Origin of the sequence: Marilutibacter maris, from assembly GCF_003233695.1 — a bacterium.
Taxonomy (GTDB): Bacteria; Pseudomonadota; Gammaproteobacteria; order Xanthomonadales; family Xanthomonadaceae; genus Marilutibacter; species Marilutibacter maris.
In genome coordinates, this window is record NZ_CP029843.1 from 1,133,394 (window position 1) to 1,157,001 (window position 23,608).

General features: G+C 69.8%; 27 protein-coding genes. 17 read left to right on the top strand and 10 right to left on the bottom strand.

What is annotated here, in order from left to right; genetic code table 11:
• Positions 1 to 33: 33 nt before the first annotated feature.
• The 3 genes from ybeY to C9I47_RS05115 all read right to left on the bottom strand — a co-directional run bounded on the left by ybeY (position 34) and on the right by C9I47_RS05115 (position 1,973).
• Positions 34 to 516, bottom strand: coding sequence for an rRNA maturation RNase YbeY (ybeY, locus tag C9I47_RS05105; protein ID WP_111265796.1), 483 nt, complete (start codon positions 514 to 516; stop codon positions 34 to 36).
• Positions 517 to 526: 10 nt separating this feature from the next.
• The gene (locus C9I47_RS05110; RefSeq protein WP_407067501.1) at positions 527 to 1,522 is read right to left on the bottom strand and encodes a PhoH family protein; all 996 of its coding nucleotides are present in this window, start codon (positions 1,520 to 1,522) and stop codon (positions 527 to 529) included.
• 196 nt (positions 1,523 to 1,718) lie between these two features.
• Positions 1,719 to 1,973, bottom strand: coding sequence for a hypothetical protein (locus C9I47_RS05115; RefSeq protein ID WP_141482876.1), 255 nt, complete (start codon positions 1,971 to 1,973; stop codon positions 1,719 to 1,721).
• Positions 1,974 to 2,111: 138 nt separating this feature from the next.
• Between C9I47_RS05115 and C9I47_RS05120 the strand changes: the two genes are divergently transcribed.
• The 5 genes from C9I47_RS05120 (at position 2,112) to C9I47_RS05140 (ending at position 6,626) form a co-directional block, all read left to right on the top strand.
• Positions 2,112 to 2,831 (top strand): TetR/AcrR family transcriptional regulator, encoded by a 720-nt coding sequence (locus C9I47_RS05120; RefSeq protein ID WP_111265799.1) that lies wholly within the window; start codon positions 2,112 to 2,114, stop codon positions 2,829 to 2,831.
• Positions 2,828 to 3,817 (top strand): HlyD family secretion protein, encoded by a 990-nt coding sequence (locus tag C9I47_RS05125; protein WP_111265800.1) that lies wholly within the window; start codon positions 2,828 to 2,830, stop codon positions 3,815 to 3,817. The genes C9I47_RS05120 and C9I47_RS05125 overlap by 4 nt, the downstream gene beginning before the upstream one ends.
• 67 nt (positions 3,818 to 3,884) lie before the next feature.
• Positions 3,885 to 4,544, top strand: coding sequence for a glutathione S-transferase family protein (locus C9I47_RS05130; RefSeq protein WP_111267971.1), 660 nt, complete (start codon positions 3,885 to 3,887; stop codon positions 4,542 to 4,544).
• 40 nt (positions 4,545 to 4,584) lie between these two features.
• On the top strand, positions 4,585 to 5,526 hold the full coding sequence (locus C9I47_RS05135; protein WP_111267972.1) for an ABC transporter ATP-binding protein: 942 nt from the start codon (positions 4,585 to 4,587) through the stop codon (positions 5,524 to 5,526).
• Entirely contained in the window at positions 5,523 to 6,626 is a 1,104-nt protein-coding gene (locus C9I47_RS05140; RefSeq protein WP_111265801.1) for an ABC transporter permease, read from the top strand. Before C9I47_RS05135 ends, C9I47_RS05140 begins: the two co-directional genes overlap by 4 nt.
• A gap of 215 nt (positions 6,627 to 6,841) precedes the next feature.
• Here C9I47_RS05140 and msrB read toward each other — a convergent pair whose 3' ends face one another.
• Positions 6,842 to 7,288 carry a peptide-methionine (R)-S-oxide reductase MsrB gene (gene msrB, locus C9I47_RS05145; RefSeq protein ID WP_111265802.1) on the bottom strand — a complete coding sequence of 149 codons (447 nt, stop codon included), beginning with the start codon at positions 7,286 to 7,288 and terminating at the stop codon, positions 6,842 to 6,844.
• A 102-nt stretch (positions 7,289 to 7,390) separates the two neighbouring features.
• Between msrB and C9I47_RS05150 the strand changes: the two genes are divergently transcribed.
• Positions 7,391 to 8,632 carry a bifunctional alpha/beta hydrolase/OsmC family protein gene (locus tag C9I47_RS05150; RefSeq protein WP_223250280.1) on the top strand — a complete coding sequence of 414 codons (1,242 nt, stop codon included), beginning with the start codon at positions 7,391 to 7,393 and terminating at the stop codon, positions 8,630 to 8,632.
• 15 nt (positions 8,633 to 8,647) lie between these two features.
• Here the strand turns inward: C9I47_RS05150 and C9I47_RS05155 are convergent, their stop codons facing one another.
• Together C9I47_RS05155 and miaB are read right to left on the bottom strand one after the other, a co-directional pair.
• Positions 8,648 to 9,304 (bottom strand): phosphatase PAP2 family protein, encoded by a 657-nt coding sequence (locus C9I47_RS05155; RefSeq protein WP_111265804.1) that lies wholly within the window; start codon positions 9,302 to 9,304, stop codon positions 8,648 to 8,650.
• A 20-nt stretch (positions 9,305 to 9,324) separates the two neighbouring features.
• Positions 9,325 to 10,773 (bottom strand): tRNA (N6-isopentenyl adenosine(37)-C2)-methylthiotransferase MiaB, encoded by a 1,449-nt coding sequence (gene miaB, locus C9I47_RS05160; protein ID WP_111265805.1) that lies wholly within the window; start codon positions 10,771 to 10,773, stop codon positions 9,325 to 9,327.
• 154 nt (positions 10,774 to 10,927) lie between these two features.
• Here miaB and C9I47_RS05165 point away from each other — a divergent pair, with 154 nt between their 5' ends.
• From C9I47_RS05165 to C9I47_RS05190, 6 genes are all read left to right on the top strand, one after another.
• On the top strand, positions 10,928 to 11,854 hold the full coding sequence (locus C9I47_RS05165) for a lytic transglycosylase domain-containing protein (protein ID WP_111265806.1): 927 nt from the start codon (positions 10,928 to 10,930) through the stop codon (positions 11,852 to 11,854).
• A gap of 188 nt (positions 11,855 to 12,042) precedes the next feature.
• Positions 12,043 to 12,690, top strand: coding sequence for a ubiquinol-cytochrome c reductase iron-sulfur subunit (gene petA, locus C9I47_RS05170; protein ID WP_111265807.1), 648 nt, complete (start codon positions 12,043 to 12,045; stop codon positions 12,688 to 12,690).
• 3 nt (positions 12,691 to 12,693) lie between these two features.
• Positions 12,694 to 13,953 (top strand): cytochrome b, encoded by a 1,260-nt coding sequence (locus tag C9I47_RS05175; protein ID WP_111265808.1) that lies wholly within the window; start codon positions 12,694 to 12,696, stop codon positions 13,951 to 13,953.
• Positions 13,954 to 14,029: 76 nt separating this feature from the next.
• Positions 14,030 to 14,767, top strand: a complete 738-nt coding sequence (locus C9I47_RS05180) for a cytochrome c1 (RefSeq protein ID WP_111267973.1) — start codon at positions 14,030 to 14,032, stop codon at positions 14,765 to 14,767.
• Positions 14,768 to 14,960: 193 nt separating this feature from the next.
• Positions 14,961 to 15,596, top strand: a complete 636-nt coding sequence (locus tag C9I47_RS05185; protein ID WP_111267974.1) for a glutathione S-transferase N-terminal domain-containing protein — start codon at positions 14,961 to 14,963, stop codon at positions 15,594 to 15,596.
• 163 nt (positions 15,597 to 15,759) lie between these two features.
• Positions 15,760 to 16,296 carry a ClpXP protease specificity-enhancing factor gene (locus C9I47_RS05190; protein ID WP_170288305.1) on the top strand — a complete coding sequence of 179 codons (537 nt, stop codon included), beginning with the start codon at positions 15,760 to 15,762 and terminating at the stop codon, positions 16,294 to 16,296.
• Between the two features lie 607 nt (positions 16,297 to 16,903).
• Here the strand turns inward: C9I47_RS05190 and C9I47_RS05195 are convergent.
• The 3 genes from C9I47_RS05195 to C9I47_RS05205 all read right to left on the bottom strand — a co-directional run bounded on the left by C9I47_RS05195 (position 16,904) and on the right by C9I47_RS05205 (position 18,448).
• A complete protein-coding gene (locus tag C9I47_RS05195; RefSeq protein WP_111265809.1) occupies positions 16,904 to 17,224 on the bottom strand; it encodes a DUF3301 domain-containing protein in 321 nt (106 codons plus the stop codon).
• A gap of 82 nt (positions 17,225 to 17,306) precedes the next feature.
• Positions 17,307 to 18,182: a carboxylating nicotinate-nucleotide diphosphorylase gene (gene nadC / locus C9I47_RS05200; protein ID WP_111265810.1), complete on the bottom strand. Its 876-nt coding sequence runs from the start codon at positions 18,180 to 18,182 to the stop codon at positions 17,307 to 17,309.
• On the bottom strand, positions 18,179 to 18,448 hold the full coding sequence (locus C9I47_RS05205; protein WP_111265811.1) for a Trm112 family protein: 270 nt from the start codon (positions 18,446 to 18,448) through the stop codon (positions 18,179 to 18,181). Before C9I47_RS05205 ends, nadC begins: the two co-directional genes overlap by 4 nt.
• Before the next feature lie 183 nt (positions 18,449 to 18,631).
• Here C9I47_RS05205 and purE point away from each other — a divergent pair, with 183 nt between their 5' ends.
• Together purE and C9I47_RS05215 are read left to right on the top strand one after the other, a co-directional pair.
• Positions 18,632 to 19,141 (top strand): 5-(carboxyamino)imidazole ribonucleotide mutase, encoded by a 510-nt coding sequence (gene purE / locus C9I47_RS05210; RefSeq protein WP_111265812.1) that lies wholly within the window; start codon positions 18,632 to 18,634, stop codon positions 19,139 to 19,141.
• A gap of 35 nt (positions 19,142 to 19,176) precedes the next feature.
• Complete coding sequence (locus C9I47_RS05215; RefSeq protein ID WP_111267976.1) at positions 19,177 to 20,316, top strand: 5-(carboxyamino)imidazole ribonucleotide synthase; 1,140 nt, start codon at positions 19,177 to 19,179, stop codon at positions 20,314 to 20,316.
• A gap of 461 nt (positions 20,317 to 20,777) precedes the next feature.
• On the opposite strand, the gene sodB is transcribed toward C9I47_RS05215, so the two are convergent.
• The gene (sodB, locus tag C9I47_RS05220) at positions 20,778 to 21,356 is read right to left on the bottom strand and encodes a superoxide dismutase [Fe] (RefSeq protein WP_111265813.1); all 579 of its coding nucleotides are present in this window, start codon (positions 21,354 to 21,356) and stop codon (positions 20,778 to 20,780) included.
• Between the two features lie 193 nt (positions 21,357 to 21,549).
• Here sodB and grxD point away from each other — a divergent pair, with 193 nt between their 5' ends.
• The 3 genes from grxD to C9I47_RS05235 all read left to right on the top strand — a co-directional run bounded on the left by grxD (position 21,550) and on the right by C9I47_RS05235 (position 23,369).
• Positions 21,550 to 21,897, top strand: a complete 348-nt coding sequence (gene grxD, locus C9I47_RS05225; RefSeq protein WP_111265814.1) for a Grx4 family monothiol glutaredoxin — start codon at positions 21,550 to 21,552, stop codon at positions 21,895 to 21,897.
• Positions 21,894 to 22,652: an SDR family NAD(P)-dependent oxidoreductase gene (locus tag C9I47_RS05230; protein ID WP_111265815.1), complete on the top strand. Its 759-nt coding sequence runs from the start codon at positions 21,894 to 21,896 to the stop codon at positions 22,650 to 22,652. The genes grxD and C9I47_RS05230 overlap by 4 nt, the downstream gene beginning before the upstream one ends.
• A 120-nt stretch (positions 22,653 to 22,772) precedes the next feature.
• Entirely contained in the window at positions 22,773 to 23,369 is a 597-nt protein-coding gene (locus tag C9I47_RS05235) for a YhgN family NAAT transporter (RefSeq protein WP_111265816.1), read from the top strand.
• Positions 23,370 to 23,608 lie beyond the last annotated feature (239 nt).

Consider the following 23,608-nt stretch of genomic DNA (forward strand, 5'->3'; position numbering starts at 1 on the left):
CGGACGGCGTCCGCGGCGGGATCGGCGGTGCGCTCAGGCGTCGCCGTAGGGGTCGGCGATGCCCAGCGAGGCGAGGATCTCGCGCTCCAGGTTCTCCATGCACTCGGCCTCGCGCTCGTCCTCGTGGTCCCAGCCCAGCAGGTGCAGGGCGCCGTGGACGGTCATGTGGGCGTAGTGGGCGGCCAGCGGCTTGCCCTGTTCGCGGGCCTCGCGGGCCACCACCGGCGCGCAGACCACCAGGTCGCCGAGCAAGGGGAACTTGACGTTCTTCGGCAGGCCCTCGGGTATCTCGGCCGGGAAGCTGAGCACGTTGGTGGCGTAGTCGCGGCCGCGGTAGTGGCGGTTGAGCGAGCGGCCCTCGCGCGCGTCGACGAGGCGGATCGCCAGGTCGGCCTCGCGGATGCGGCCTTCCAGCGCCGCCGCCACCCACTTGCGGAAACTGACCGCCGCCGGGATGCCGGCGCGCGGCAGGCCGTAGTGGACGGCGACATCGAGACGGATCGGACCTCTGGTCATGGTTGCCAGTCTACTCCTGGGGCCCGGTTTCCCTGTCGGCGCCGTCGCGCGCGTCGTAGGCATTGACGATCCGCGCGACCAGCGGGTGCCGGACCACGTCGCGCGACTCGAAGAAGGTGAAGGCAATTCCGTCGACGCCGCGCAGCACCTCCAGCGCGTCCTTGAGCCCGGATTTCTGGTGGCGGGGCAGGTCGATCTGGGTCAGGTCGCCGGTGACCACCGCGGTGCTGCCGAAGCCGATCCGGGTCAGGAACATCTTCATCTGCTCGATCGAGGTGTTCTGCGCCTCGTCGAGGATCACGAACGCATCGTTGAGGGTGCGTCCGCGCATGTAGGCCAGCGGCGCGATCTCGATCACGCTCTTCTCCAGCAGCTTGGCCACCTTCTCGACGCCGAGCATCTCGTAGAGGGCGTCGTACAGCGGTCGCAGGTACGGGTCGACCTTCTGGGTCAGGTCGCCGGGCAGGAAGCCGAGCTTCTCGCCGGCCTCGACCGCGGGCCGGACCAGGATCAGCCGGTGCACGCGGCCCTCGTTGAGCGCCTCGACCGCGCTGGCCACGGCCAGGAAGGTCTTGCCGGTGCCGGCGGGACCGATGCCGAAGTTGATGTCGTTGGTGGCGATCGCGTGCAGGTATTTCTGCTGATTGGCGCCACGCCCGCGGACGGTGCCGCGCTTGACCCGGATCGAGACCTCCTGCGGTTCGTAGCCGGTCTCGATCCGGTCGGCGCCGGCTTCGGCCAGGCGCAGGTGGATCGCCGACTCGTCGAGGGTCTCGCCGCCGGCGTCGTCCCACAGCGCGCGCAGCAGTTTCTGCGCGCGCTGTACGGCGTCGCCGGGACCGGTGATGCGGAAGATGTTGCCGCGGTTGGCGATCTCCACGCCGAGTCGGAGTTCCAGCAGGCGCAGGTGGCTGTCGAACGGTCCGGCCAGGTTGGCCAGGCGCTCGGCGTCGGCGGGATCGAGGGCGAATTCGGACGTGGCGGTACGGGTGCTGACGTCGTTCAAGGAGGGCTCTTCGTTGTTGGAGCGGGGCGTTCGCGAGGATCGGCGGCCAGCCATGGGGCGGGACGGCTCGCGAAGATGTCCCCTGGGGGAATGAGTCGACGGCGACCAGGCCGTGGTTGTCGTCAAGCTTGCGCCGGTACGGCCTTTTTCGCAAAGCCGCGCGTCGCCGGATGCGGCGTGCGGGAAGCGTCCGCGTTCAGTCCGGACGCGTCGTCGCGCGATCGCGTCGCGCGCCGCCGACCCAGGTCGCGACGCCGGCGAGGAACACCAGTATGCCTCCGCCCAGGTACAGCCAGGCGACGGTGTCGGCGCCGCCACCGCCGTCGCGCATCGCCCGGGTCACGAAGCGGACCACGCCGAGCAGGCCGAGGGTCCACAGCCACAGCGCCAGGGCATTGCCGCGCAACCATTGGCGCAGGGGGCGGTGTTGGCGTCGGCTGGGCGGGGACATGCGCGGTCGCACCGGTGGCGGATGTCCACGATAGCGCCGTCGCCGCGCCGGTGGCTTGCCGGATCGGGGCGTTCGCGATCGCCGGCTCCGGGGCTATGGGGGCTTGCAATCAAATTAATTATTTAATTAAATATGGCCATGAGCACTCGTCATCCCCCCGCCAGGAAGTCCCGGACCGCCGCCGGCAAGGCCGCGCGACGCGCGCCCGGCCGGCCCGGCGCCGACGCCCCCGACCAGCGCGAGCGGGTCCTGGACGCGGCGATCGCGTGCTATGTCGAGCAGGGCATCGCCGGCACCACGCTGAAGCGGATCGCCGACCGCGCCGGGGTCAATCCGGCCCTGCTGCACTATTACTTCGGCGACAAGGCGCAACTGCGCGAGGCGGTGATCAACGAACGCCTGCTGCCGGCGTTCGGCGGTCTCCGCGAGCGGGTCATGGGCGAGGGCAACGACATCGCGGGCCTGATCGGCGGCTTCGTGCAGGGCGTGGGGATGCTGGTCGCCGAGCATCCGTGGTTGCCGTCGTTGTGGGTGCGCGAGGTGCTGTGCGAGGGCGGCAGCCTGCGCGACGTGCTGTTCGAACGGGTCGGTCCGCAACTGCCGCTGATGATGGCGGAACGCTTCGCCGGCGCGCAGTCGCGCGGCGAGATCAACGCCGATCTGGATCCGCGCCTGCTGATGGTGTCCCTGGTCGGCCTGACCCTGTTCCCGGTCGCCGGCGCGCCGATCTGGCGGCAGTTGTTCCAGGCCGAGGACCTCGATTACGACGGGCTGCGCCGGCATACCCTGGCGCTGCTCGAACGCGGCCTGGAGCTGGCCGCACCCGCGTCGATGGCCGAACCCGAGGAGCAGGCATGAAGCGTTCGATCGCAACCCTGGCCGTTGTGCTGGCATTGAGCCTGTCGGCGGCATGCAGTCGCGACACCCCGGACGCACTGGGCACGCTGGAGCGGGACCGGATCACCCTGCCGGCGCCGGCGGCCGAGCGCATCGTCGCGATCGACGTGCGCGAAGGGCAGGCGGTCCGGGCCGGCGAACGGGTGATGCAACTGGAGCCCGACCGCACCGGCGCGCGCCTGCAGGCCCTGCAGGCGCAGGCGCGCCAGGCCGGCGAGGCATTGGCCGAACTGGAGGCCGGGCCGCGCGGCGAAACGATCGACCAGGCCCGCGCGCAACTGGCGGCGGCGCGCGCGCAGGCCGCCGACGCACAGGCCTACTTCGCCCGCGTCGAGCCGCTGGGGCGGCGCCAACTGGTGTCGCAGGCCGAGGTCGACCGCGCCCGCGCCGCCGCCGGCAATGCCGGTGCGCAGGTGCGGGCGGCGCAGGCGGCGCTGCTCGAACTGGAGCATGGCACCCGCGGCGAGCGGGTCGCCCAGGGCCGGGCGGCCGAGGTTGCCGCCAGCGCCGAGGCCGCCGCCCAGCAGGTGACTCTGGACAAACTGTCGCTGGTCGCGCCGCGCGATGCGATCGTCGAGAGCCTGCCGTACAAGCTGGGCGATCAGGCGCCGGTGGGCGCGCCGCTGGCGCTGTTGCTGGTCGGTGAGGCGCCGCATGCCCGGGTCTACGTGCCCGAGCCGGTCCGCGCGGGTATCCGCGTCGGCCAGCCCGCGAAGGTTCGCGTCGAAGGCCTGGACGCGGAGTTCGACGGCCGGGTGCGGATGATCCGCAGCGAACCCAGCTTCACGCCGTACTACGCGTTGACCGGCGAGGACGCGGCGCGGCTGAGCTACCTGGCCGAGATCGCCCTGGAGGGCGAGGCCGCACGCGAACTGGCGGTCGGCCTGCCGGTCCAGGTGCGGTTCCTGCCGCAGCGCGATGGCGACCGCGCCGGGGCCGCGCGATGACGGCCGCCGCATGCGCATTCACTCCGACCCGGCGCGGGCCCACCCATCGCTGGAACCGGGAGCGCTCATGAGCAGAATCCTGTACTCGGGCACCCGGAACGCGTCGAGCTGGGCGTTCCGGGCCTGGTTGGCGTTGAAGGAGGCCGGCGTGGCGTTCGAGGAGCGGGTGGTCGACATCCGCCGCCCCCAGCGCCATGCCAACCTCGCCCGGATCGGCGAGTTCTCGCCGCCGGCGGCGGTGCCGGTGCTGGTCGATGGCGAGGCGGTGATCTTCGATTCGCTGGCGATCATGGAATACGCCAACGACCTTGGCGGCGGCGTCCTGCTGCCCGCGCAGCCGGGACCGCGGGCCCGGGCCAGGTCCTTTCTCGCCTGGCAGCATTCGGGTCTGTCCGGACTGTGCCCGCGACTGTCGTTCGAGAGCAGCTTCTACCCTCGGCGCCGGGCCATGAGCGCCGACGAACGCCAGCAGTCCGCGCGCGTCTTCGATGCCTGGGAGCGGCAACTGGAAGCCGGCGGCGGTCCCTACCTGTTCGGCGACCTGTCGCTGGCCGATCTGGCATTCGTGCCGACGCTGATGCGGCTGCAGGCGCATCTGCCACAGCCCGCCGGTTGGCCGGCGGTGCAGGCCTGGGGCGAGCGCCTGATAGGGCGCGACAGCGTCCGCGAGTGGCTGGCCGAGGCGCGCGCACTGCCGCCGGTCCACCTGGCCGACTACGAGTCCTGAGACGATGGACGCGCCCTCCAGCCAGGCCACCGATCATGCGATCCGCGCACGCGGACTGAGCAAGCGCTTCGGCGCGCTGGTCGCGGTCGACCGGGTCGATCTGACCGTGCCGCGCGCGCACGTGTACGGCTTTCTCGGCCCCAACGGCTCGGGCAAGACCACCACGATCCGGATGCTGTGCGGGCTGCTCGGCCACGACGCCGGCACGGTCGAGGTGCTGGGCCTGAAGGTGCCCGAGCAGGCCGAGACGCTGCGCCAGCGGATCGGCTACATGACCCAGCGCTTCTCCCTGTTCGAGGACCTGTCGGTGCGCGAGAACCTGGAGTTCATGGCCGCCGCCCAAGGCGTACCGAAGCCGCGCACCCGCGCGCGGATCGACACGTTGATCGAGCAGTACCATTTCGGCGACCGCCAGAAACAGCTGGCCGGGACGATGAGCGGCGGACAGAAGCAGCGGCTGGCGCTGGCGGCGGCGACCATCCACGAGCCCGAGCTGTTGTTCCTCGACGAGCCGACCAGCGCGGTCGATCCCGAGTCGCGCCGCGACTTCTGGGAGAAGTTGTTCGAGCTGGCCGATGCCGGCACCACCCTGCTGGTGTCGACCCACTACATGGACGAGGCCGAGCGTTGCCACCGGCTGGCGATCCTGGATCGCGGCGTGCTGGTCGCCGACGGCACCCCGGCGGAACTGACCGGCGCACTGGCCGGGCGCACGGTCGAAGTCCTTGCCGGTCAGCCGCGGCAGGCGCAGAAGCGGCTGCTGGCGGTGCCCGGCGTGCTCAGCGTCGCCCAGATCGGCAACGCGCTGCGGGTGCTGACCCGGGAGGACGGCGACGCCGACGCGCGCATCCGCGAGGTGCTGCGCGAGGCCGGCTGCGAGGCCGAGGTCGCGGCGGTGACGCCGAACCTGGAGGACGTGTTCGTCGATGCGACCCGCGGCCGTACGGCGGCCGCCGGCGGCGACAACGAGGAGGCGGCATGAACTGGCGACGGCTGCTGGCGATCGTGATCAAGGAGATGCGGCAGTTGCGTCGCGACCGGATCACCCTGGCGATGATCATCGGCATTCCGGTGATGCAGCTGGTGTTGTTCGGCTATGCGATCAACCTCAACCTGCGCGGTCTCGACGCCGCGATCGTGGACCAGGCCGGCACCAGCGGCTCGCGCGCGGTGGTGATGGACATGCTCGCCACCGGGGTGATCCGGTCCAGCGCCGATGCCGACACGCCGCAGGAGCTGGTCGCGATGCTGCGGCGGGGCGACATCAGCGTCGGGGTGGTGATCCCCGCCGATTTCGAGCGCCGACGCCTCGATGGCCGCGAGGCGGTCCAGGTGATGGTCGACGGCAGCGACACCGTGGTCCAGAGCGCGGCGATCCAGCTCGCCCGGATGCCGATCGCCGGCGCCACCGGTGCATCCGCGTCAGCGCGCCCGGGCGCGGCGGAGCCGATCGGCGTGGTTGCGTTCTACAACCCGGAGCGGCGCTCGGCGGTGAACATCGTGCCGGGCCTGATCGGGGTCATCCTGACCATGACGATGGTGCTGTTCACCGGCGTGGCGATCGTGCGCGAGCGCGAGCGCGGCAACATGGAACTTCTGATCGCGACCCCGATCAGCCGTTCCGAACTGATGGTCGGCAAGGTGCTGCCGTACGCAGTGATCGGCCTGGTCCAGACCACGGTGGTGCTGTTGCTGGGGCTGTGGCTGTTCCAGGTGCCGGTACTGGGCCGGGTGCTGCACGTGTATCTGGCGGCGGTGCTGCTGATCCTCGCCAACCTGACCCTGGGCCTGCTGATCTCGACCAAGGCGCGCTCGCAGTTCCAGGCGATGCAGATGACCTTCTTCGTGTTCCTGCCCTCGATCCTGCTGTCGGGCTTCATGTTCCCGTTCGCCGGCATGCCGACGGTGGTGCAGTGGATCGCCGAAGCATTGCCGCTGACCCACTTCCTGCGCCTGATCCGCGGCATCATGCTGCGCGGCGCCAGCCTGTGGGAGTTGTGGCCGGACGTGCTGGCCCTGATCGGCTTCACCGCGGCGATGATGACGCTGGCGATCCAGCGCTTCCGCAAGCGCCTGGACTGACCGCGCCGGCTGCGGCATCCGCGCAGGAGCGGCGCAAGCCGCGATTCCCGACGAACTGCGCCCGGCCGTTGCGCGGCCACACCCCCATTCGCGCCTACGGCACTGACTCAGGGGGCTGGGGCCATGCTGTACCGCATTTCGTAGGAGCGGCGTAAGCCGCGATGGGCTTTCCCGGGACGGCTGGAGCCGCGGCTCGCGCCGCTCCTGCGGGAGATTCAGGCTTCGGCCTTGCGCAGCGCGACCGCGTTCATGCAGTAGCGCAGTCCGCTCGGCGGCGGGCCGTCGGGAAACACGTGGCCCAGATGGGCGTCGCAAGTGTTGCACACGGTCTCGACCCGGTGCATGCCGTAGCTGTCGTCGCGGCGGTAGGCGATCGCGTTGGCGCGCGCGGGCTGGGTGAAGGAGGGCCAGCCGGTGCCGGAGTCGAACTTCTCGTCGGCGTCGAACAGCAGGGTGTCGCAGCAGACGCAGTGATAGCGCCCGGGTTCGAGCAGGCCGCACATCGGATTGCTGAACGCGCGCTCGGTGCCGGCCTGGCGGGTGACCCGGTACTGCTCGGGGCTCAGCTCGGCGCGCCATTGGGCATCGCTTTTCTCGACCCGGCGATCGGGTTCGGGATTGCCGTTCTCGGCGAAGGCGAGCAGGTCCTGCCAGGTCAGCATCGTCGTTCTCCAGGGCGCGCCGCGGCGCAGGCGCATCCACCACTCTGACACAGGCGTCAAGCTATGGTGGCGTCCCGCCATCAGCCGTTCGCAAGGGGCGCCGTGAACACACGAATCAAGCTCGAATTCGCCAACGACCAGGGCCAGACCCTGTCGGGGTTGCTGGAGCTGCCGGAAGGCGGCGATCCGGGCCGCTGGCAGTACGCATTGTTCGCCCATTGCTTCACCTGCGGCAAGGACATCGCTGCCGCCAGCCGGATCAGCCGGGCCCTGGCCGCGCGCGGTATCGCGGTGCTGCGCTTCGATTTCACCGGTCTGGGCGGCAGCGATGGCGACTTCGCCAATACCAACTTCTCCTCCAACGTCGCCGACCTGCTGGCCGCCGCCGCCGCGCTGGGCCAGGAGTACCGCCCGCCGAGCCTGCTGATCGGCCACAGTCTCGGGGGCGCGGCGGTGCTGGCGGCCGCGCACGCGCTGCCGGAGGTGAAGGCGCTGGCGACGATCGGCGCGCCGGCCACCGCCGAGCATGTCCGCCATCTGCTCGCCGATGCCGAGGCCGACCTGCGCGGGCAGGGCCATGCCCGGGTCCGGATCGGTCCCCGCGAGTTCACCATCCAGCGCCAGTTCCTGGACGATCTGGAGGCCAACGCCTCCGAGGCCCATATCGGCAAGCTGCGGCGCGCGTTGCTGGTGTTCCACTCGCCGGTCGACGAAGTCGTGCCGATCGCCGAGGCCGCGCGCATCTACAACGCCGCGCTGCATCCCAAGAGCTTCATCTCGCTCGACAAGGCCGATCATCTGTTGAGCCGCGCGGCCGACGCCGAGTACGTCGCCACCGCCCTGGCGGCCTGGGCCAGCCGCTATCTCGACATCGATGCGCTGGCCGCACCGGTACCGAAGGCGCCGGTGGCGGTCGCCGAGGGCGATGTGCTGGTGACCGAGCTCGACCGTGGCTTCCTGCGCGGCCTGTTCACCTCCCGCCACGCGCTGGTCGCCGACGAGCCGGTCGCGCAGGGCGGCGGCGACAAGGGGCCGAACCCCTACGACCTGCTGCTGATGGGGCTGGGCGCCTGCACATCGATGACGCTGCGGCTGTACGCGCGACGCAAGGGCTATCCGCTGGACGATGTGCAGGTGTGGCTGCAGCACGACCGCGTCCATGCCGAGGACTGCGCCGAATGCGATCGTAAGGACGGCCATATCGAACGCATCACGCGGCGGATACGGCTGAGCGGTGCGCTCGATCCGGACCAGCGCGCCGACCTGCTGCGGGTCGCCGACCGCTGCCCGGTGCACCGCACGCTGGAGAGCGACCCGGTCATCCTGACCCGCGAGGTCGACTGAGCGGCGCCGGACGGATCAGTCGCGCGCCATCGCGACCGCCGTCGCCGCCCGCGGCTGTCGGCGCAGCAACCCGGCCCAGGCCAGGCCCACGGCCGCGGTCGCGATGCCGGCGAACAGGTCGATCGCATAGTGCTGGCCGGTGCTGACGATGGTCGGGAACAGCAGCGTCGGCAGCCAGATCCACGGCCGCGAGGCCGGATGCTGGCGGGCGAACGCGACCATCACCACCACCGGGATGGTGATGTGGCCGGACGGGAAGCAGGTATGGGGCTCGTCCAGCGCGTACAGCAGGTCCCAGGCCGCGCGGGTCGCGCCGCCGAGGTCGTCGGGCAGGGCATGGCGGACGATCCGGGTCGGCCAGGCCAGCCAGATCGCCATGTTCAGCCCCATCGCGACCACGTAGGCCTTGAACGCCGCCCACAGCAGTGCGCGATCGCGCAGCCCCAGGGCGAGGAAGGGGTTGATGCACAGCAGCAGCCAGTACGGCCAGATCGTCCATGCATGCCAGCCGATCGCCCGGTCCAGCGCGGTGACCGGCAGCAGGGCCGGCGAACGGGTCGGATGGGCGTTGATCCACAGGTAGAGCAGGGAACCGACGGCCACCACCGCCAGCACCGCCGCCAGGCGGGTAGCGAAGGCGAGCGGTCGGGCGTCCGTTGCCCCCGGGGTCATGGCGTCGGGCGTCCGGCCGCTCAGGCGGTCTCGCCGTCGCGGGTGTGGACGCGGCCGCGCAGCGAGTTGCTCATCGCCTCGGTGATCGTCACGTCGACGAAGCGTCCGATCAGGCGCGGGTGGCCGGCGAAGTTGACCGAGCGCATGTTCTCGGTCTTGCCGGTCAGCTCGTTCGGGTCCTTGCGCGAGGGCCCCTCGACCAGCACCCGCTGCACGCTGCCGACCATCGCCTCGGAGATGCGCCGGGCGTTGGCGTTGATCGTCGCCTGCAGGCGCGACAGGCGGGCGTGCTTCTCCTCGCTGGAGACGCTGTCCTCCAGGTCCGCGGCCGGGGTGCCGGGGCGGCGCGAATAGATGAACGAGAACGACTGGTCGAAGCCCACGTCCTCGATCAGTTTCATGGTCTTCTCGAAGTCGGCGTCGGTCTCGCCGGGGAAGCCGACGATGAAGTCCGAGCTGATCGAGATGTCCGGGCGCACCGCGCGCAGCTTGCGGATCTTCTGCTTGAACTCCAATGCGGTGTAGCCGCGCTTCATCGCCGCCAGCACCCGGTCGGAACCCGACTGCACCGGCAGGTGCAGGTAGTTGGCCAGCTGCGGCACGTCGCGGTAGGCCTCGACCAGGGAGTCGCTGAACTCCAGCGGGTGCGAGGTGGTGAAGCGGATCCGCTCGACGCCGTCGATCTCGGCGATCGTGCGGATCAGCAGGCCGAGGTCGGCGTGCGAGGCGTCCGGGTCGCTCTCCCCATCCTCGGGCGGGGCGATCGGGCCGCGGTAGGCGTTGACGTTCTGGCCGAGCAGGTTGATCTCGTGCACGCCCTGCGCGGCCAGCTCGGCGACCTCGACCAGCACGTCCTCGAACGGGCGGCTGATCTCGGTGCCGCGGGTGTAGGGCACCACGCAGAACGAGCAGTACTTCGAGCAGCCTTCCATGATCGAGACGAAGGCGGTCGGGCCCTCCGCGCGCGGTTCGGGCAGGCGGTCGAACTTCTCGATCTCGGGGAAGCTGATGTCGACCTGGGGGCGGTCCTGCTCGCGGCGGGCGCGGATCAGTTCCGGCAGGCGGTGCAGGGTCTGCGGTCCGAACACCAGGTCGACGAACGGCGCGCGCTTGATGATCGCCTCGCCCTCCTGGCTGGCGACGCAGCCGCCGACGCCGATCAGCACCGGCCGGTCGCCGTCCTTGAGCGTGCGCCAGCGGCCGAGCTGGCTGAACACCTTTTCCTGCGCCTTCTCGCGGATCGAGCAGGTGTTGACCAGGATCACGTCGGCCTCCTCGGCGTCCGTGGTCAGCTCGAAACCGTCCGACGCCGCCAGCACGTCGGCCATCTTGGCCGAGTCGTACTCGTTCATCTGGCAGCCGTGGGTCTGGATGAACAGCTTCGGCGCCGGTGCCTGGCCGGGCGCGCGGGGGGCGGCGGGGGCGGCCTGGATCGACCCGGCGGTCGGCAGGGGGTGGAGTTCGGACATGGTCGTAATCCCGGGAGTTCGGCGGTTATTCCGTGCCGGTCAGCACTGCGAAGCCTGCCAGTCTAGCGGCTTTGGCGGCCGAAACCGGTGAAAAGTCGCGTTTCCAGAGCGGGAGAGGTGGCAATTCGGTCTGTTTGGGGAGACACTCGCGACCATGAAAGGGGGATTGGCGCTTCTGGGGATCGTCTGCCTGCTGTCCACCGCTCCGGCGGTGGCGGGCACCATTTACCGTTGCGAGGGCGCCGACGGCGTCCCCAGCTATGTCAGCAAGCGGGTCAAGGGCAGCAAGTGCACGGCGGTGACCAGTTACCGCGGCGGGCGCTCGCAGGCCCCCGCCGCCCCGCCGCCCGCGCCTGCCGCGGCGGTCGGCAGCACCACCTCCGGCGCCAGCATCCAGGCGACGACGGCATCCGCCGGCCAGACCGCCGGCGCCGCCGGTAGCGGCGGCATGACCAACGCGGCGCCGATCCAGAGCGTGCGCCGCGGTTCGCCCGGGTCGCGGGTGGTGTCCGGTCAGGTCTACTCGTACATCAAGGACGGGGTCCGCCACTACACCAGCAGCCGGCCGCGCAACCTGGCCAGTGCCGGCCCGGTGCGCACGATCAACTACAGCTTCATCGAGACCTGCTTCGCCTGCTCGGCCGGCGGTGGGGTCAATTTCGGCACCATCCGGCTCAATACCTCGGCCTACCGCGACGAGATCGCCGCCGCCGCCCTGCGCTACGGGGTCGAGGAGGCGATCGTGCGGGCGGTGATCCACGCCGAGTCCGCCTACAACCCCAGCGCGATCTCGCGCGCCGGCGCCCAGGGCCTGATGCAGCTGATGCCGGCGACCGCGCGCCGCTTCGGGGTCAGCGACGCCTTCGACGCGACCCAGAACATCAGCGGCGGGGTGCAGTACCTGGCCTGGCTGCTGCGGCGCTTCAACGGCGACCTGACCCTGGCCGCGGCCGGCTACAACGCCGGCGAGGGCGCGGTCGACAAGTACAACGGGGTGCCGCCGTACCGGGAGACCCAGCGCTACGTGCAGCGGGTCGGGGTGCTGGCCGAGCGCTACCGGCAGGCCGTGGTCCAGCGCTGAGGCCCGCCGGGAGCGGGTTCCGGGGCCGCCGCAGGCCCCGCCGGGGCGCGATCGGGCTCACGGATCGCGTCCATGGATTGTCTGGCCGTTAAGGCTTCCGTTACACTTTCCCGTCTTTATGAGCCGCGAGCCGTCGCCAGTGGCGGGCACGCGGTGGACTTCGAATTCTTGTGTTTGCGGAGTGCCGGATGGCCAACCAAGGGGTCAACGATCCTATCCACGAGCCCGTCAATACCGGTCGACGCCGGTTCCTGACGGCGACCACCGCCGTGGTCGGCGCCGTCGGCGCGGGTATTGCGGCAGTGCCGTTCATCAAGTCCTGGAACCCGAGCGCCCGAGCCAAGCTCGCCGGCGCGCCGGTCACCGCGGACATCAGCGCGCTGCAGGAAGGCCAGCGCCTGGTGCTGGAGTGGCGCGGTCAGCCGATCTGGATCGTCAAGCGTTCCAAGGCGATCCTCGACGCGCTGCCGACCCTGGACAGCCACCTGCGCGATCCGATGTCGGAGAACCCGGAGCAGCAGCCGGCCTACGTGCTGGAGGGCAATCCCGAGCTGCGCTCGATCAAGCCCGACGTCTCGGTCCTGGTCGGCCTGTGCACCCATCTGGGCTGCTCGCCGGAGATGAAGGCCGAGATCCGCCCCGAACCGTTCGATCCGGAGTGGAAGGGCGGCTACTTCTGCCCCTGCCACAAGTCGCGCTTCGACATGGCCGGCCGCGTGTTCCAGGGCGTCCCGGCGCCGACCAACCTGGTCGTGCCGCCGCATCACTACGCCGACGACAACACCATCGTCATCGGTGTCGATCCCTCGCAGTCCAACACCTCGGGGGCCGCGTAAGTCATGTCCAACATCATCGCCCGTACCGCCAACAACGTGATGGATTGGGTCAACGCGCGCGCGCCCGGCATGATGCCGGCGTACCGCAAGCACATGACCGAGTACTACGCGCCGAAGAACTTCAACCTCTGGTACTACTTCGGTTCGCTGGCCATCGTGGTGCTGGTCAACCAGATCGTCACCGGCATCTTCCTGACGATGCACTTCAAGCCGTCGGCCGCGGAAGCGTTCTCGTCGGTCGAGTACATCATGCGCGACGTCGAGTGGGGCTGGCTGATCCGCTACATGCACTCCACCGGCGCGTCGCTGTTCTTCGTCGTGGTCTATCTGCACATGTTCCGCGGCCTGATGTACGGCAGCTACCAGAAGCCGCGCGAGCTGGTCTGGATCCTCGGCATGCTGATCTACCTGGTGCTGATGGCCGAGGCCTTCATGGGCTACGTGCTGCCGTGGGGCCAGATGTCGTTCTGGGGCGCCAAGGTGATCATCTCGCTGTTCGGCGCGATCCCGGTGATCGGCAACGGCCTGGTCGAGTGGATCATGGGCGACTACCTGCCCGGCGACGCCACCCTCAACCGCTTCTTCGCCCTGCACGTGATCGCGCTGCCGCTGGTGCTGCTGCTGCTGGTCGTGCTGCACCTGGGCGCGTTGCACGAGGTCGGTTCCAACAATCCCGACGGCGTCGAGATCAAGAAGGGCCCCAAGGGCAACCGCTGGGACGCGAACAAGCCCAAGGACGGCATTCCGTTCCACCCGTACTACACGGTCAAGGACCTGTTCGGTGTCGGCTTCTTCCTGATCATCGCCGCCTTCATCATCTTCTTCGCGCCGGCGTTCGGCGGCTGGTTCCTGGAGCACGACAACTTCGTCGAGGCCAACCGCCTGGTCACTCCGGCGCACATCAAGCCGGTGTGGTACTACACGCCGTACTACGCGATGCTGCGGGTGGTGCCGGACAAGCTGGCCGGCGTGATCGTGATGTTCTCGGCGATCGCGATCCTGTTCCTGGTGCCGTGGCTGGACCGCGCCAAGGTCAAGTCCTACCGCTACCGTGGCGTGTTCTCCTGGGTGATGCTGCTGGCGTTCGCGGCGTCGTTCCTTTGGCTGGGCAAGATCGGCGCCGGCCCGGGTACCGACCCGGTTGAGACCATCGTCGGTCGCGTGCTGACCTTCTTCTACTTCGCCTTCTTCATCACCATGCCGGTGTGGACCAAGCTCGACAGGACCAAGCCGGTGCCGGAACGGGTGACGATGCATGACTGACATGATGCAGGTTCCCGCTCAAGAGCCCGCGCGTCCTGGCGCGAACGTCTCAATGAAAGGCCAGTCTTTCCAGATGATGCGTACCTTCAAGAAGCTCGCCATCCTTGCCGCCGGACTGCTGGTCTCGGCCGGCGCCCTCGCCGCCGGTGGCGGCGACCTGCAGCACGCCGGCACCGATCTGGGCGACCGCGCGTCGCTGCAGCGTGGCGCCCAGCTGTACATGAACTACTGCTCGGGCTGCCACTCGCTCAAGTACCTGCGTTATTCGCGCATGGCCGAGGACCTGGGCCTGACCGAAGATGAGGTGATGAACAACCTCAACTTCACCGGCGCCAAGTTCGGCGAGCAGATCCAGGTCGCGATGACGGCCGAGCAGGCCGGCGCCTGGTTCGGCCAGGTGCCGCCGGACCTGAGCCTGACCGCGCGCTCGCGCGGCAGCGACTGGATCTATACCTACCTGAAGTCGTTCTATCTGGACGAGTCGCGTCCGCTGGGCTGGAACAACAAGCTGTTCCCGAACGCCTCGATGCCGAACCCGTTGTGGGAGCTGCAGGGCCTGCAGCACGCCGAGTTCGGCGAGCCCGACGAGACCGGCGAGCGGCCGGTCACCGGCCTGAAGGTCACCCATGCCGGCAAGCTCGACGCCGAGGGCTTCAGTCAGGCCGCGCGCGACATCACTGCTTTCCTCGAGTACGCCGGCGAACCGGCCGCGCTCAAGCGCCAGAGCATCGGCGTCTGGGCGATCCTGTTCCTGGCGATGTTCACCTTCCTGGCCTGGTTGCTGAAGAAGGAATTCTGGCGCGACGTGAAGTAAGGCTCGCGCGGCATCCCGGGGTTGCCGGCCGACGGCCGGGGCCCCCGCGCATTGGTGCCGCGGCCGCTGCGGCACTTTACGGACGCACGCTGAACAGGCAGGCTCGGGGTCTTGGCGACCGTTCACAAGGGGTGGACGGCGTCTTCATGACCGGGGCGAGATCATCACCGCCGGTCCCCTGGAGAGGTCGATGATGGCGGCGAGCCCACGTATGCGTAATGCCCTGACACTGTTTTCCTCGACCGATTGCGTGCTGTGCCATCGGGTCAGGCTGGTGCTGTCGGCGAAGGGCGTGACCTACGATCTGATCCCGGTCGATCCGCAGAATCCGCCCGAGGACCTGGTCGATCTCAATCCCTACCACTCGGTGCCGACCCTGGTCGAGCGCGAACTGGTGCTGTACGCCGCCAGCGTGGTCAGCGAGTACCTCGACGAGCGCTATCCGCATCCACCGCTGATGCCGGTCGATCCGTTGTCGCGGGCGCGCCTGCGCCTGGCGATGCTGCGGCTCGAGCACGACTGGGTGCCGCAGGTGCAGGCGATCCAGCTCGGCAACAAGGCCCAGGCCGATGCCGGGCGCAAGCGGCTGAAGGAACTGCTGACCGCGTCGGTGCCGCTGTTCAAGGCCAGCAAGTTCTTCCTCAATCCGGAAATGAGCCTGGCCGACTGCGCGATGGCGCCGATCGTATGGCGGCTGCCGTCGCTGGGGGTGCCGCTGCCCAAGGACGGCAAGGCGATCGAGGACTACGGCAACCGGATCTTCCGCAGCCCCGGTTTCGCCCGCAGCCTGAGCGACGACGAGCGCAAGCTGAACGACCTGCCCATTTGAAACCCGCGGTTGCCGCCGGGACGCTCGCGCGACCATGAACGGTGGCCGCGGCGGCTTTGCCGTCCGCGCAACGGGTGTACCCTGTGGGCAACCGAGCCGCCGGCCGTGCCGCGCCCGCTTTCTCCATCCATCGGCGGCGCCGCCCGCCCCAGCAGTTGACGATATGCCCGCAAGCGACGCCCCCGCCATGACCAGCCATCGCCCGTACCTGCTGCGTGCGCTGTACGAATGGATCGCCGACAACGACATGACTCCGCACCTGCTGGTCGACGCGACCCGGGCCGGCGTGCAGGTGCCCGCGCATGCGGTCAAGGAGGGGCGGATCATCCTCAACGTCGCCGCGCGCGCGGTGTCGCGCCTGGAGATGGGCAACGAGCTGATCAGCTTCAGCGCACGCTTCGGCGGGGTCAGCCACTCGGTGCTGGTGCCGATCGAAGCGGTGCTGGCGATCTATTCGCGCGAGACCGGGCAGGGCATGGCGCTGCCGGAGGACGCCGCGGTCGGCGCCGAAGCCGCCGATGGCGAGGCGTCCGAGCCGCTGCAGGAGGGCGAGGCGGATGCGTCGGACGAGGGCGGGCAGGAGGCTCCGGCCGCGGCCCCGTCGCTCAGTGCGGTGCCGAGCGCGTCCTCCACCGAGGGCGATGACGACACCCCGCCCAGCGGACCGCGCCGCACCGGGCATCTGCGCATCGTCAAATAGTCCGCTCGCGGTCTCCGGGCTGGGGCCGGGAACCCCAAGACTTGCTGCGCAAACCTTGGGCCCCGCCGTTATCCGCCCCCATTGGCGCCACGCACGTCAGGGGGGTGGGCCTTGAGCGGACACAGCATCGCGGCTCACGCCGCTCCTACAGGGGAACGATATCCGGCTGCGCGCGGATATCTCCCAAGGTTTGCTGCGCAAACCTCGGGCCCCGCCGTTGCGCTTCCACACCCCCATTCGCATCTGCGATGCGAATCGCCCCCTGACTCAGGGGGGAACGATATCCGGCTGCGCCCGGATATCTCCCAAAGTTTGCTGCGCAAACCTTGGGCCCCGCCGTTGCGTCTCCACACCCCCATTCGTGCCTGCGGCACGAATCGCCCCCTGACTCAGGGGGGGAACGATATCCGGCTGCGCGCGGATATCTCCCAAAATTTGCTGCGCAAACCTTGGGCCCCGCCGTTGCGTCTCCACACCCCCATTCGTGCCTGCGGCACGAATCGCCCCCTGACTCAGGGGGCTGAGGCCGTGCTGTATCGCATCCCGTAGGAGCGGCGTAAGCCGCGATGGGGCGCTCCGATGAAGGTCCGGTCGCGGCGTGCCGCTGCTACGGGTGCTCCCGCGACGGCAGTACCGGTCCGCTGAAGGTCACCAGCCGATCGCCGCGCAGGGTCAGTCGACCGCTGTGGCGGTCGTCGCCGTTGAGCGAATAATCGAAGCGGAAGGTCCGCTCCAGCCCCAGCCAGCCATTGTCGTGGCGGCACAGGCGCAGGTCGGTCACATGCACGGTCTGGTCCAGCCACTGCACGCCGGCGGCCTGGCAGGCCTGGCGGCCGAGCCGCTCGGCCTGTTCGGCGGCGGCGCGGGACGCGTTCCACCAGGCATAGCCTAGGGCACCTAGGAGCATCAGCACGATCGCGGTGGGCATGGGCGTTTGTGGACTGGGGGCATCGGGCCCGGTCAACCCCAGATGCTGGCGGCGGCGACCGGGATCAAGAGGGCGGCGGGGCTCAGCCCGGCGGTGGGCCGAGCTTGAGCGACAGGTCGATCGCGCGGACGTGCTTGGTCAGCCCACCGATCGAGATGAAATCGACCCCGTCCTCGGCGATCGCGCGCAGCCCGGCCAGGTCGACGCCGCCGGACACCTCCAGCGGGATGCGGCCGTCGAACGGCGCCGCGCGCGCGATCGCGACCGCCTCGCGGCGCATCTGCGGGGTGAAGTCGTCGATCAGCACACGGTCGCAGCCCTCGGTCAGGGCTTCGCGCAGTTGCTCGATGGACTCGACCTCGACGATCAACGGCAGCGTCGGCTGCATCGCGCGCGCGGCGCGGATCGCCGCGGTCAGCGAGCCGGCGGCGCGGACGTGGTTCTCCTTCAGCATCACCGTGTCGTACAGGCCCATCCGGTGATTGACGCCGCCGCCGGTACGGACCGCGTACTTCTGCGCATGGCGCAGCCCGGGGAGGGTCTTGCGGGTGTCGAGAATGCCGGTGCCGGTGCCGCGCACCGCATCGACATGGGCGGCGGTGATGGTGGCGGTGCCCGACAGGGTCTGCATGAAGTTCAGCGACGCGCGCTCGGCGCTGACCAGGGCGCGATTGCGGCCCTGCAGGATCGCCAGCACCGTGCCGGCGGCGACGCGGTCGCCCTCGCTCACCCGCCAGTCGATCCGGACCTCGGGGTCGAGCGCGCGGTGGCAGCCCTCGAACCAGGGCCGGCCGCAGACCACCGCGTCCTCCTTGCACAGCAGGTAGGCGCAGTCGGGGGCGTCGGGCAGCAGCGCGGCGGTGACGTCGCCGTCGCCCAGGTCCTCGGCCAGCGCGGCGGCCACGTCGGCCGCGACCCGGGTGGGGTCGGGGGCGGTCGGCCCCGCCGGCGCGTTCATGGCGTCTCCATGCCTTCGACCTGGGCGGTCGCGATCGCGTCCTCGGCCAGCAGCACCGGGATGCCGTCGTCGACGCGGTAGACGGTCTTGCGGTCGCGGGTGATCAGGGCCTCGGCCAGCGCCGCGCCCTGGGGGCTGCCGTCGCCGCGGACGACGCCGCCGGCAGCGATCGCGGCGTTCAGTTTCGCCAGACCGGAGCCGTCGAGCAGCGACAGTGGCTGGCGGGTGGTGGGGCAGACGAGCAGGTCGAGCAGCTTGCGGTCCATGGGCATCCGGAAATTTCGAAGGCGGGCGTGTGTCCCGGGCGGATGCGTGGACTCGGCAACGCGGCCCGGGAGCGGCGGATTGGCGCCGTCGGCGCCGGGGCGGACGACGGATTCCTACCGGGTGAGGGGCAGGAAGCCCTAGAATACCCGGCTTCCAATAATGTTCCGACGTTGGGCCAAGCCATGACAGACAGCAAGGCCGATCCCGCCCCGCTGGTGGGCATCGTGATGGGGTCGCGATCCGACTGGGAGACCATGCAGCATGCCGCCGCGCGGCTGGAGCTGCTGGGCGTGCCGCACGAGGTGCGCGTGGTTTCCGCGCATCGCACACCGGACGTGCTGTTCGAGTACGCCGCCAGCGCCAGTGGCCGTGGGCTGCGCGCGATCATCGCCGGTGCCGGCGGCGCCGCGCACCTGCCCGGCATGCTGGCGGCGAAGACGCCGGTGCCGGTGCTGGGCGTGCCGGTGCAGAGCAAGGCGCTCAACGGCATGGACTCGCTGCTGTCGATCGTGCAGATGCCGGCCGGGATTCCGGTGGCGACCTTCGCGATCGGCAATGCCGGCGCCGCCAATGCCGCCCTGTTCGCGGCGGCGATGCTGGCGGTCGAGCGGCCGGAGATCGGGGCGGCGCTGGATGCGTTCCGCCAGAAACAGACCGAGGATGTCGCCGGCAACGACGATCCGCGCCGATGAGCGCCAATGATCCCGGGGCGGCCGCCGATCGGCCGATGACCACGGTCGGGATTCTCGGCGGCGGCCAGCTGGCGCGGATGATGGCCCTGGCCGGCGCGCCGCTGGGCCTGCGCTTCCTGGTCATGGACACCGCCGCCGACGCCTGCGCGGGCCAGTTCGCGCCGATGGTCGTCGGCGACTACCGCGACGAGTCGGCGCTGGCCGAGTTCGCGTCGCGGGTCGACGTGGCCACCTTCGATTTCGAGAACGTGCCGGCCGAGTCGGCCGAATGGCTGGCCGCGCGCGTGCCGGTGTTCCCGAACCCGCGCGCGCTGGCGGTGGCGCAGGACCGGCTTGCCGAGAAGACCCTGTTCCGCGAGCTCGGCATTCCGGTGCCGGCGTTCGCCACGGTCGACAGCCGCGACGGACTGGATGCGGCGATCGCCGAGGTCGGCACCCCGTGCATCCTCAAGACCCGCCGGCTCGGCTACGACGGCAAGGGCCAGTTCCGGATCAAGTCGCCGGCCGACCTGGACGCGGCCTGGCAGGCGCTGGGCGCGCAGGCGGCGACGGTCGGCCTGATCGTCGAGGGCTTCGTTTCCTTCCAGCGCGAGCTGTCGGTGGTCGCGGTGCGCAGCCGCGAGGGCGAGTTCCGGACCTGGCCGCTGACCGAGAACTGGCACGTCGACGGCGTGCTCTCGGCCAGCCTGGCGCCGGCCAGCGCCGATCCGGAGCTGCGCGCGACCGCGATCGAGTACGCGCGCAAACTGGCCGAGGCGCTGGACTACGTCGGCGTGTTCGCCCTGGAGCTTTTCTGCCGCGACGGCGAACTGCTGGCCAACGAGCTGGCGCCGCGCGTGCACAACTCCGGCCACTGGACCATCGAAGGCAGCCAGACCAGCCAGTTCCAGAATCACCTGCGCGCGGTGCTGGGCCTGCCGCTGGGCGACACCGGCATGCTCGGCCACGCCTGCATGCTGAACTGGATCGGGGCGATGCCGGACCCGCTGCCGGTGCTCGACGAGCCCGGCGGCCATTGGCACGACTATGGCAAGTCGCCGCGCGACGGACGCAAGGTCGGCCACGCGACGCTGCGCGCGGATACGCCGGCCGCGCTTGCCGATGCCCTGCAGCGCGTCGGCGCCGCGCTCGGGCGCGAGGCGCAGGCGGCGCCGGTGATCGCGCGGCTGGGTTGAGGCAGGCTCAAGCCTAGGTGCATTCAACTGTAGGAGCGGCGTAAGCCGCGATGAGGCTTTCGCGGGAAAACTCGGTCGCAGCTTACGCAGCTCCTACAAGGGGGCGATGTCCGGCCGCGCCCGGATACCTCCCAAAGTTTGCTGCGCAAACCCTGGGCCCCGCCGTTGCGCTTCCACACCCCCATTCGTGCCTGCGGCACGAATCGCCCCCTGACTCAGGGGGGCGGCATCCGGGCCGCGCCCGGATACCTCCCAAAGTTTGCTGCGCAAACCATGGGCCCCGCCGTTGCGCTGCCACACCCCCATTCGTGCCTGCGGCACGAATCGCCCCCTGACTCAGGGGGCTGGGTCCCATCCATGCTGTAGGAGCGGCGTAAGCCGCGATGGTTGTTCGGCATGCCCGATAAACGAAAACGGCCGGGTCGCCCCGGCCGTTCGCGTATCCGGCGGTCGCCGGGCGCTTACTTCATCTGCGAAGCGACGAAGTCCCAGTTGACCAGGCTCCAGAACGCCTCCAGGTACTTCGGACGGGCGTTGCGGTAGTCGATGTAGTAGGCGTGTTCCCACACGTCGCAGGTCAGCAGCGGGGTGTCGTCGCCGGTCAGCGGGGTGGCGGCGTTGGAGGTGCTCGCCAGCGCCAGCGAACCGTCGGCGCGCTGCACCAGCCAGCCCCAGCCGGAGCCGAAGGTGGTGACCGCGGTCTTGGTGAACTCTTCCTTGAACGTGGCGAAGTCGCCGAAGGCCTTGTTGATCGCCTCGGCCAGCTTGCCGGTCGGCTCGCCGCCGCCGTTCGGGGACAGGCAGTTCCAGTAGAAGGTGTGGTTCCAGATCTGCGCCGCGTTGTTGAACATGCCGCCCTGCGACTTGCGGATGATCTCCTCCAGCGACAGCTCGGCGAACTCGGTCCCCTCGATCATCTTGTTGAGGTTGTCGACGTAGGTCTTGTGGTGCTTGCCGTAGTGGAAGTCGATCGTTTCGCCGGAGATGTGCGGCTCAAGCGCGGCGCGGTCGTAGGGGAGGGCAGGCAGTTCGATCGCCATGGGGGACTCCTTTTGGCTGGGTGACTCGACGCCGGGCATCGCGCCCGGGTCATGGCTGAAGGGAGGCCGTCGCTGGCCGCCGGGAGGCGGCTGCATCGGGGACTCTGCGAAGGATTACAATGAGCGATTGTATCCCCACGCCCGTCGACCGTGCCCATACCGGTTGCGGGAAAAACCATCCCAGGAGTGTCACATGTCCGTGCTTGAGCGGATCCAGGCCGAGGTCGAGGGTCATCCGATCGTGTTGTTCATGAAGGGAACCCCGCAGTTCCCGATGTGCGGTTTCTCCAGCCGCGCGGTGCAGGCGCTCAAGGAGGCCGGCGCCACCGAGCTGCATACCGTCAACGTGCTGGAGGACCCGGAGGTGCGCGCCAACCTGCCGCGCTTCTCCAACTGGCCGACCTTCCCGCAGCTGTTCCTCAACGGCGAGCTGATCGGTGGCTGCGACATCACCCTGGAGCTGTTCGAGTCCGGCGAGCTGGCGCGGATGATCGGCGAGACCCAGGCGGCGGGGGTGTCCACGGAAAGTCGCGACTCGTGAGCGATCCGGCTTCGAACCCGGCGGCGGCGCCCGCTCTCGACGGGCGCGCGGTCCTGGTCGCCGGCGCCCATGGCGGGCTCGGCGCGGCTGCCGCGCAGGCCTGCGCGCGCGCCGGCGCGACCGTGGTCCTGCTCGGCCGCAAGCTGCCCAGGCTCAACCGTGTCTACGACGCGGTCGCCGCGATCGGCCCCGAGCCGCTGCTGTATCCGCTCGACCTGGAAGGGGCCTCGGCCGACGACTACGCCGAGCTGGCCGCCCGCATCGAGGGCGAGCTGGGCCGGCTCGACGGATTGCTGCACTGCGCGGCCGAGTTCCGCGGGCTGACCCCGCTCGCGCAGACCGATCCGGCGGTGTTCGCGCGCGCGCTGCACGTCAATCTGACCGCGCGCTGGTGGCTGACCCAGGCCTGCCTGCCGCTGCTGTCGCGCGCGTCCGACGCCGCGGTGGTGTTCGCGGTCGACGATCCGGCGCTGGTCGGCCAGGCCTACTGGGGCGGCTACGGGCTGGCCCAGCACGGGCTCGCCGCCCTGGTCGGGATGCTGCACCAGGAACTGGCCAACGGCCCGGTCCGGGTCAGCGGCCTGCGGCCCGGACCGATGCGCACGCCGCTGCGCTCGCGCGCCTATGCCGACGAGACCGACGACCGGGTCCGCGACCCGGCGGCGTATGCGCCGGCCTGCGTGACCCTGCTATCGTCGGCCGGCATGGCCCATCGTGGCCAGGTGTGGACGCCCGAACCCGGCCAGGACGGCTGATCCAATCGCCAGATCCATGACCCCGTCACCCGGTGCCGACGCTGCCGCCGCCGGCGACGGGGGCCATCCCGGGAGCGTCCGCCGGCAAGGCGGGCGCCCCGCGCCGCCGCGAGACCGACCATGACCATCGCCTCCGCCGCCCTGCTGCTGTTCCTGATCCTGGACCCGCTGGGCAACATCCCGGTGTTCCTGAGCCTGCTGCGCAACCTGCCGCCGCGGCGACAGAGGATCGTGCTCGCCCGCGAGCTGCTGATCGCGCTGGCGGTGCTGATGATGTTCCTGTGGGGCGGCAAGTACGCGCTGGAGCTGATGCACCTGCGCCAGGAGTCGGTCGCGATCGCCGGCGGCATCGTCCTGTTCCTGATCGGCATCCGGATGATCTTCCCGCCGCCGGAAGGGCTGATGGGCGAGCTGCCCGACGGCGAACCGTTCATCGTGCCGATGGCGATACCATTGGTGGCCGGGCCCTCGGGCATGGCCGCGGTCATGCTGATGGGCAGCAACGAACCGACCCGGCTGGCCGACTGGAGCCTGGCGCTGATGATCGCCTGGGGGGCGACCGCGGCGATCCTGTTCTCGGCCACCCTGCTGTACAAGCTGCTGGGCCGGCGGGCCTTGACCGCGATCGAGCGGCTGATGGGCATGTTGCTGGTCGCGATCTCGGTACAGATGTTCCTGGATGGCCTGGGAACCTACCTGCAGATTGCAGCGCCGTGACGGCAATGACGGTCAAAAATTGCCTGAATAGGGGATTCGCGGGCGATTTTCCTTGAAGTTCCACACTCGTCACACGTCTGTCACATCGGTGACCTAACGTGTTAAAGTGCCGTTAACCCGGAGGGGGCGCATCGCGTCAGCCGGGATTCTGGGTGCCAAGGAAAATCAATATTCGTCGTGGGCAGCTCCGACTTGCGTCGGGACAGAGGGCTGCCTGCGCTCAACTCCCGTGTAATTGA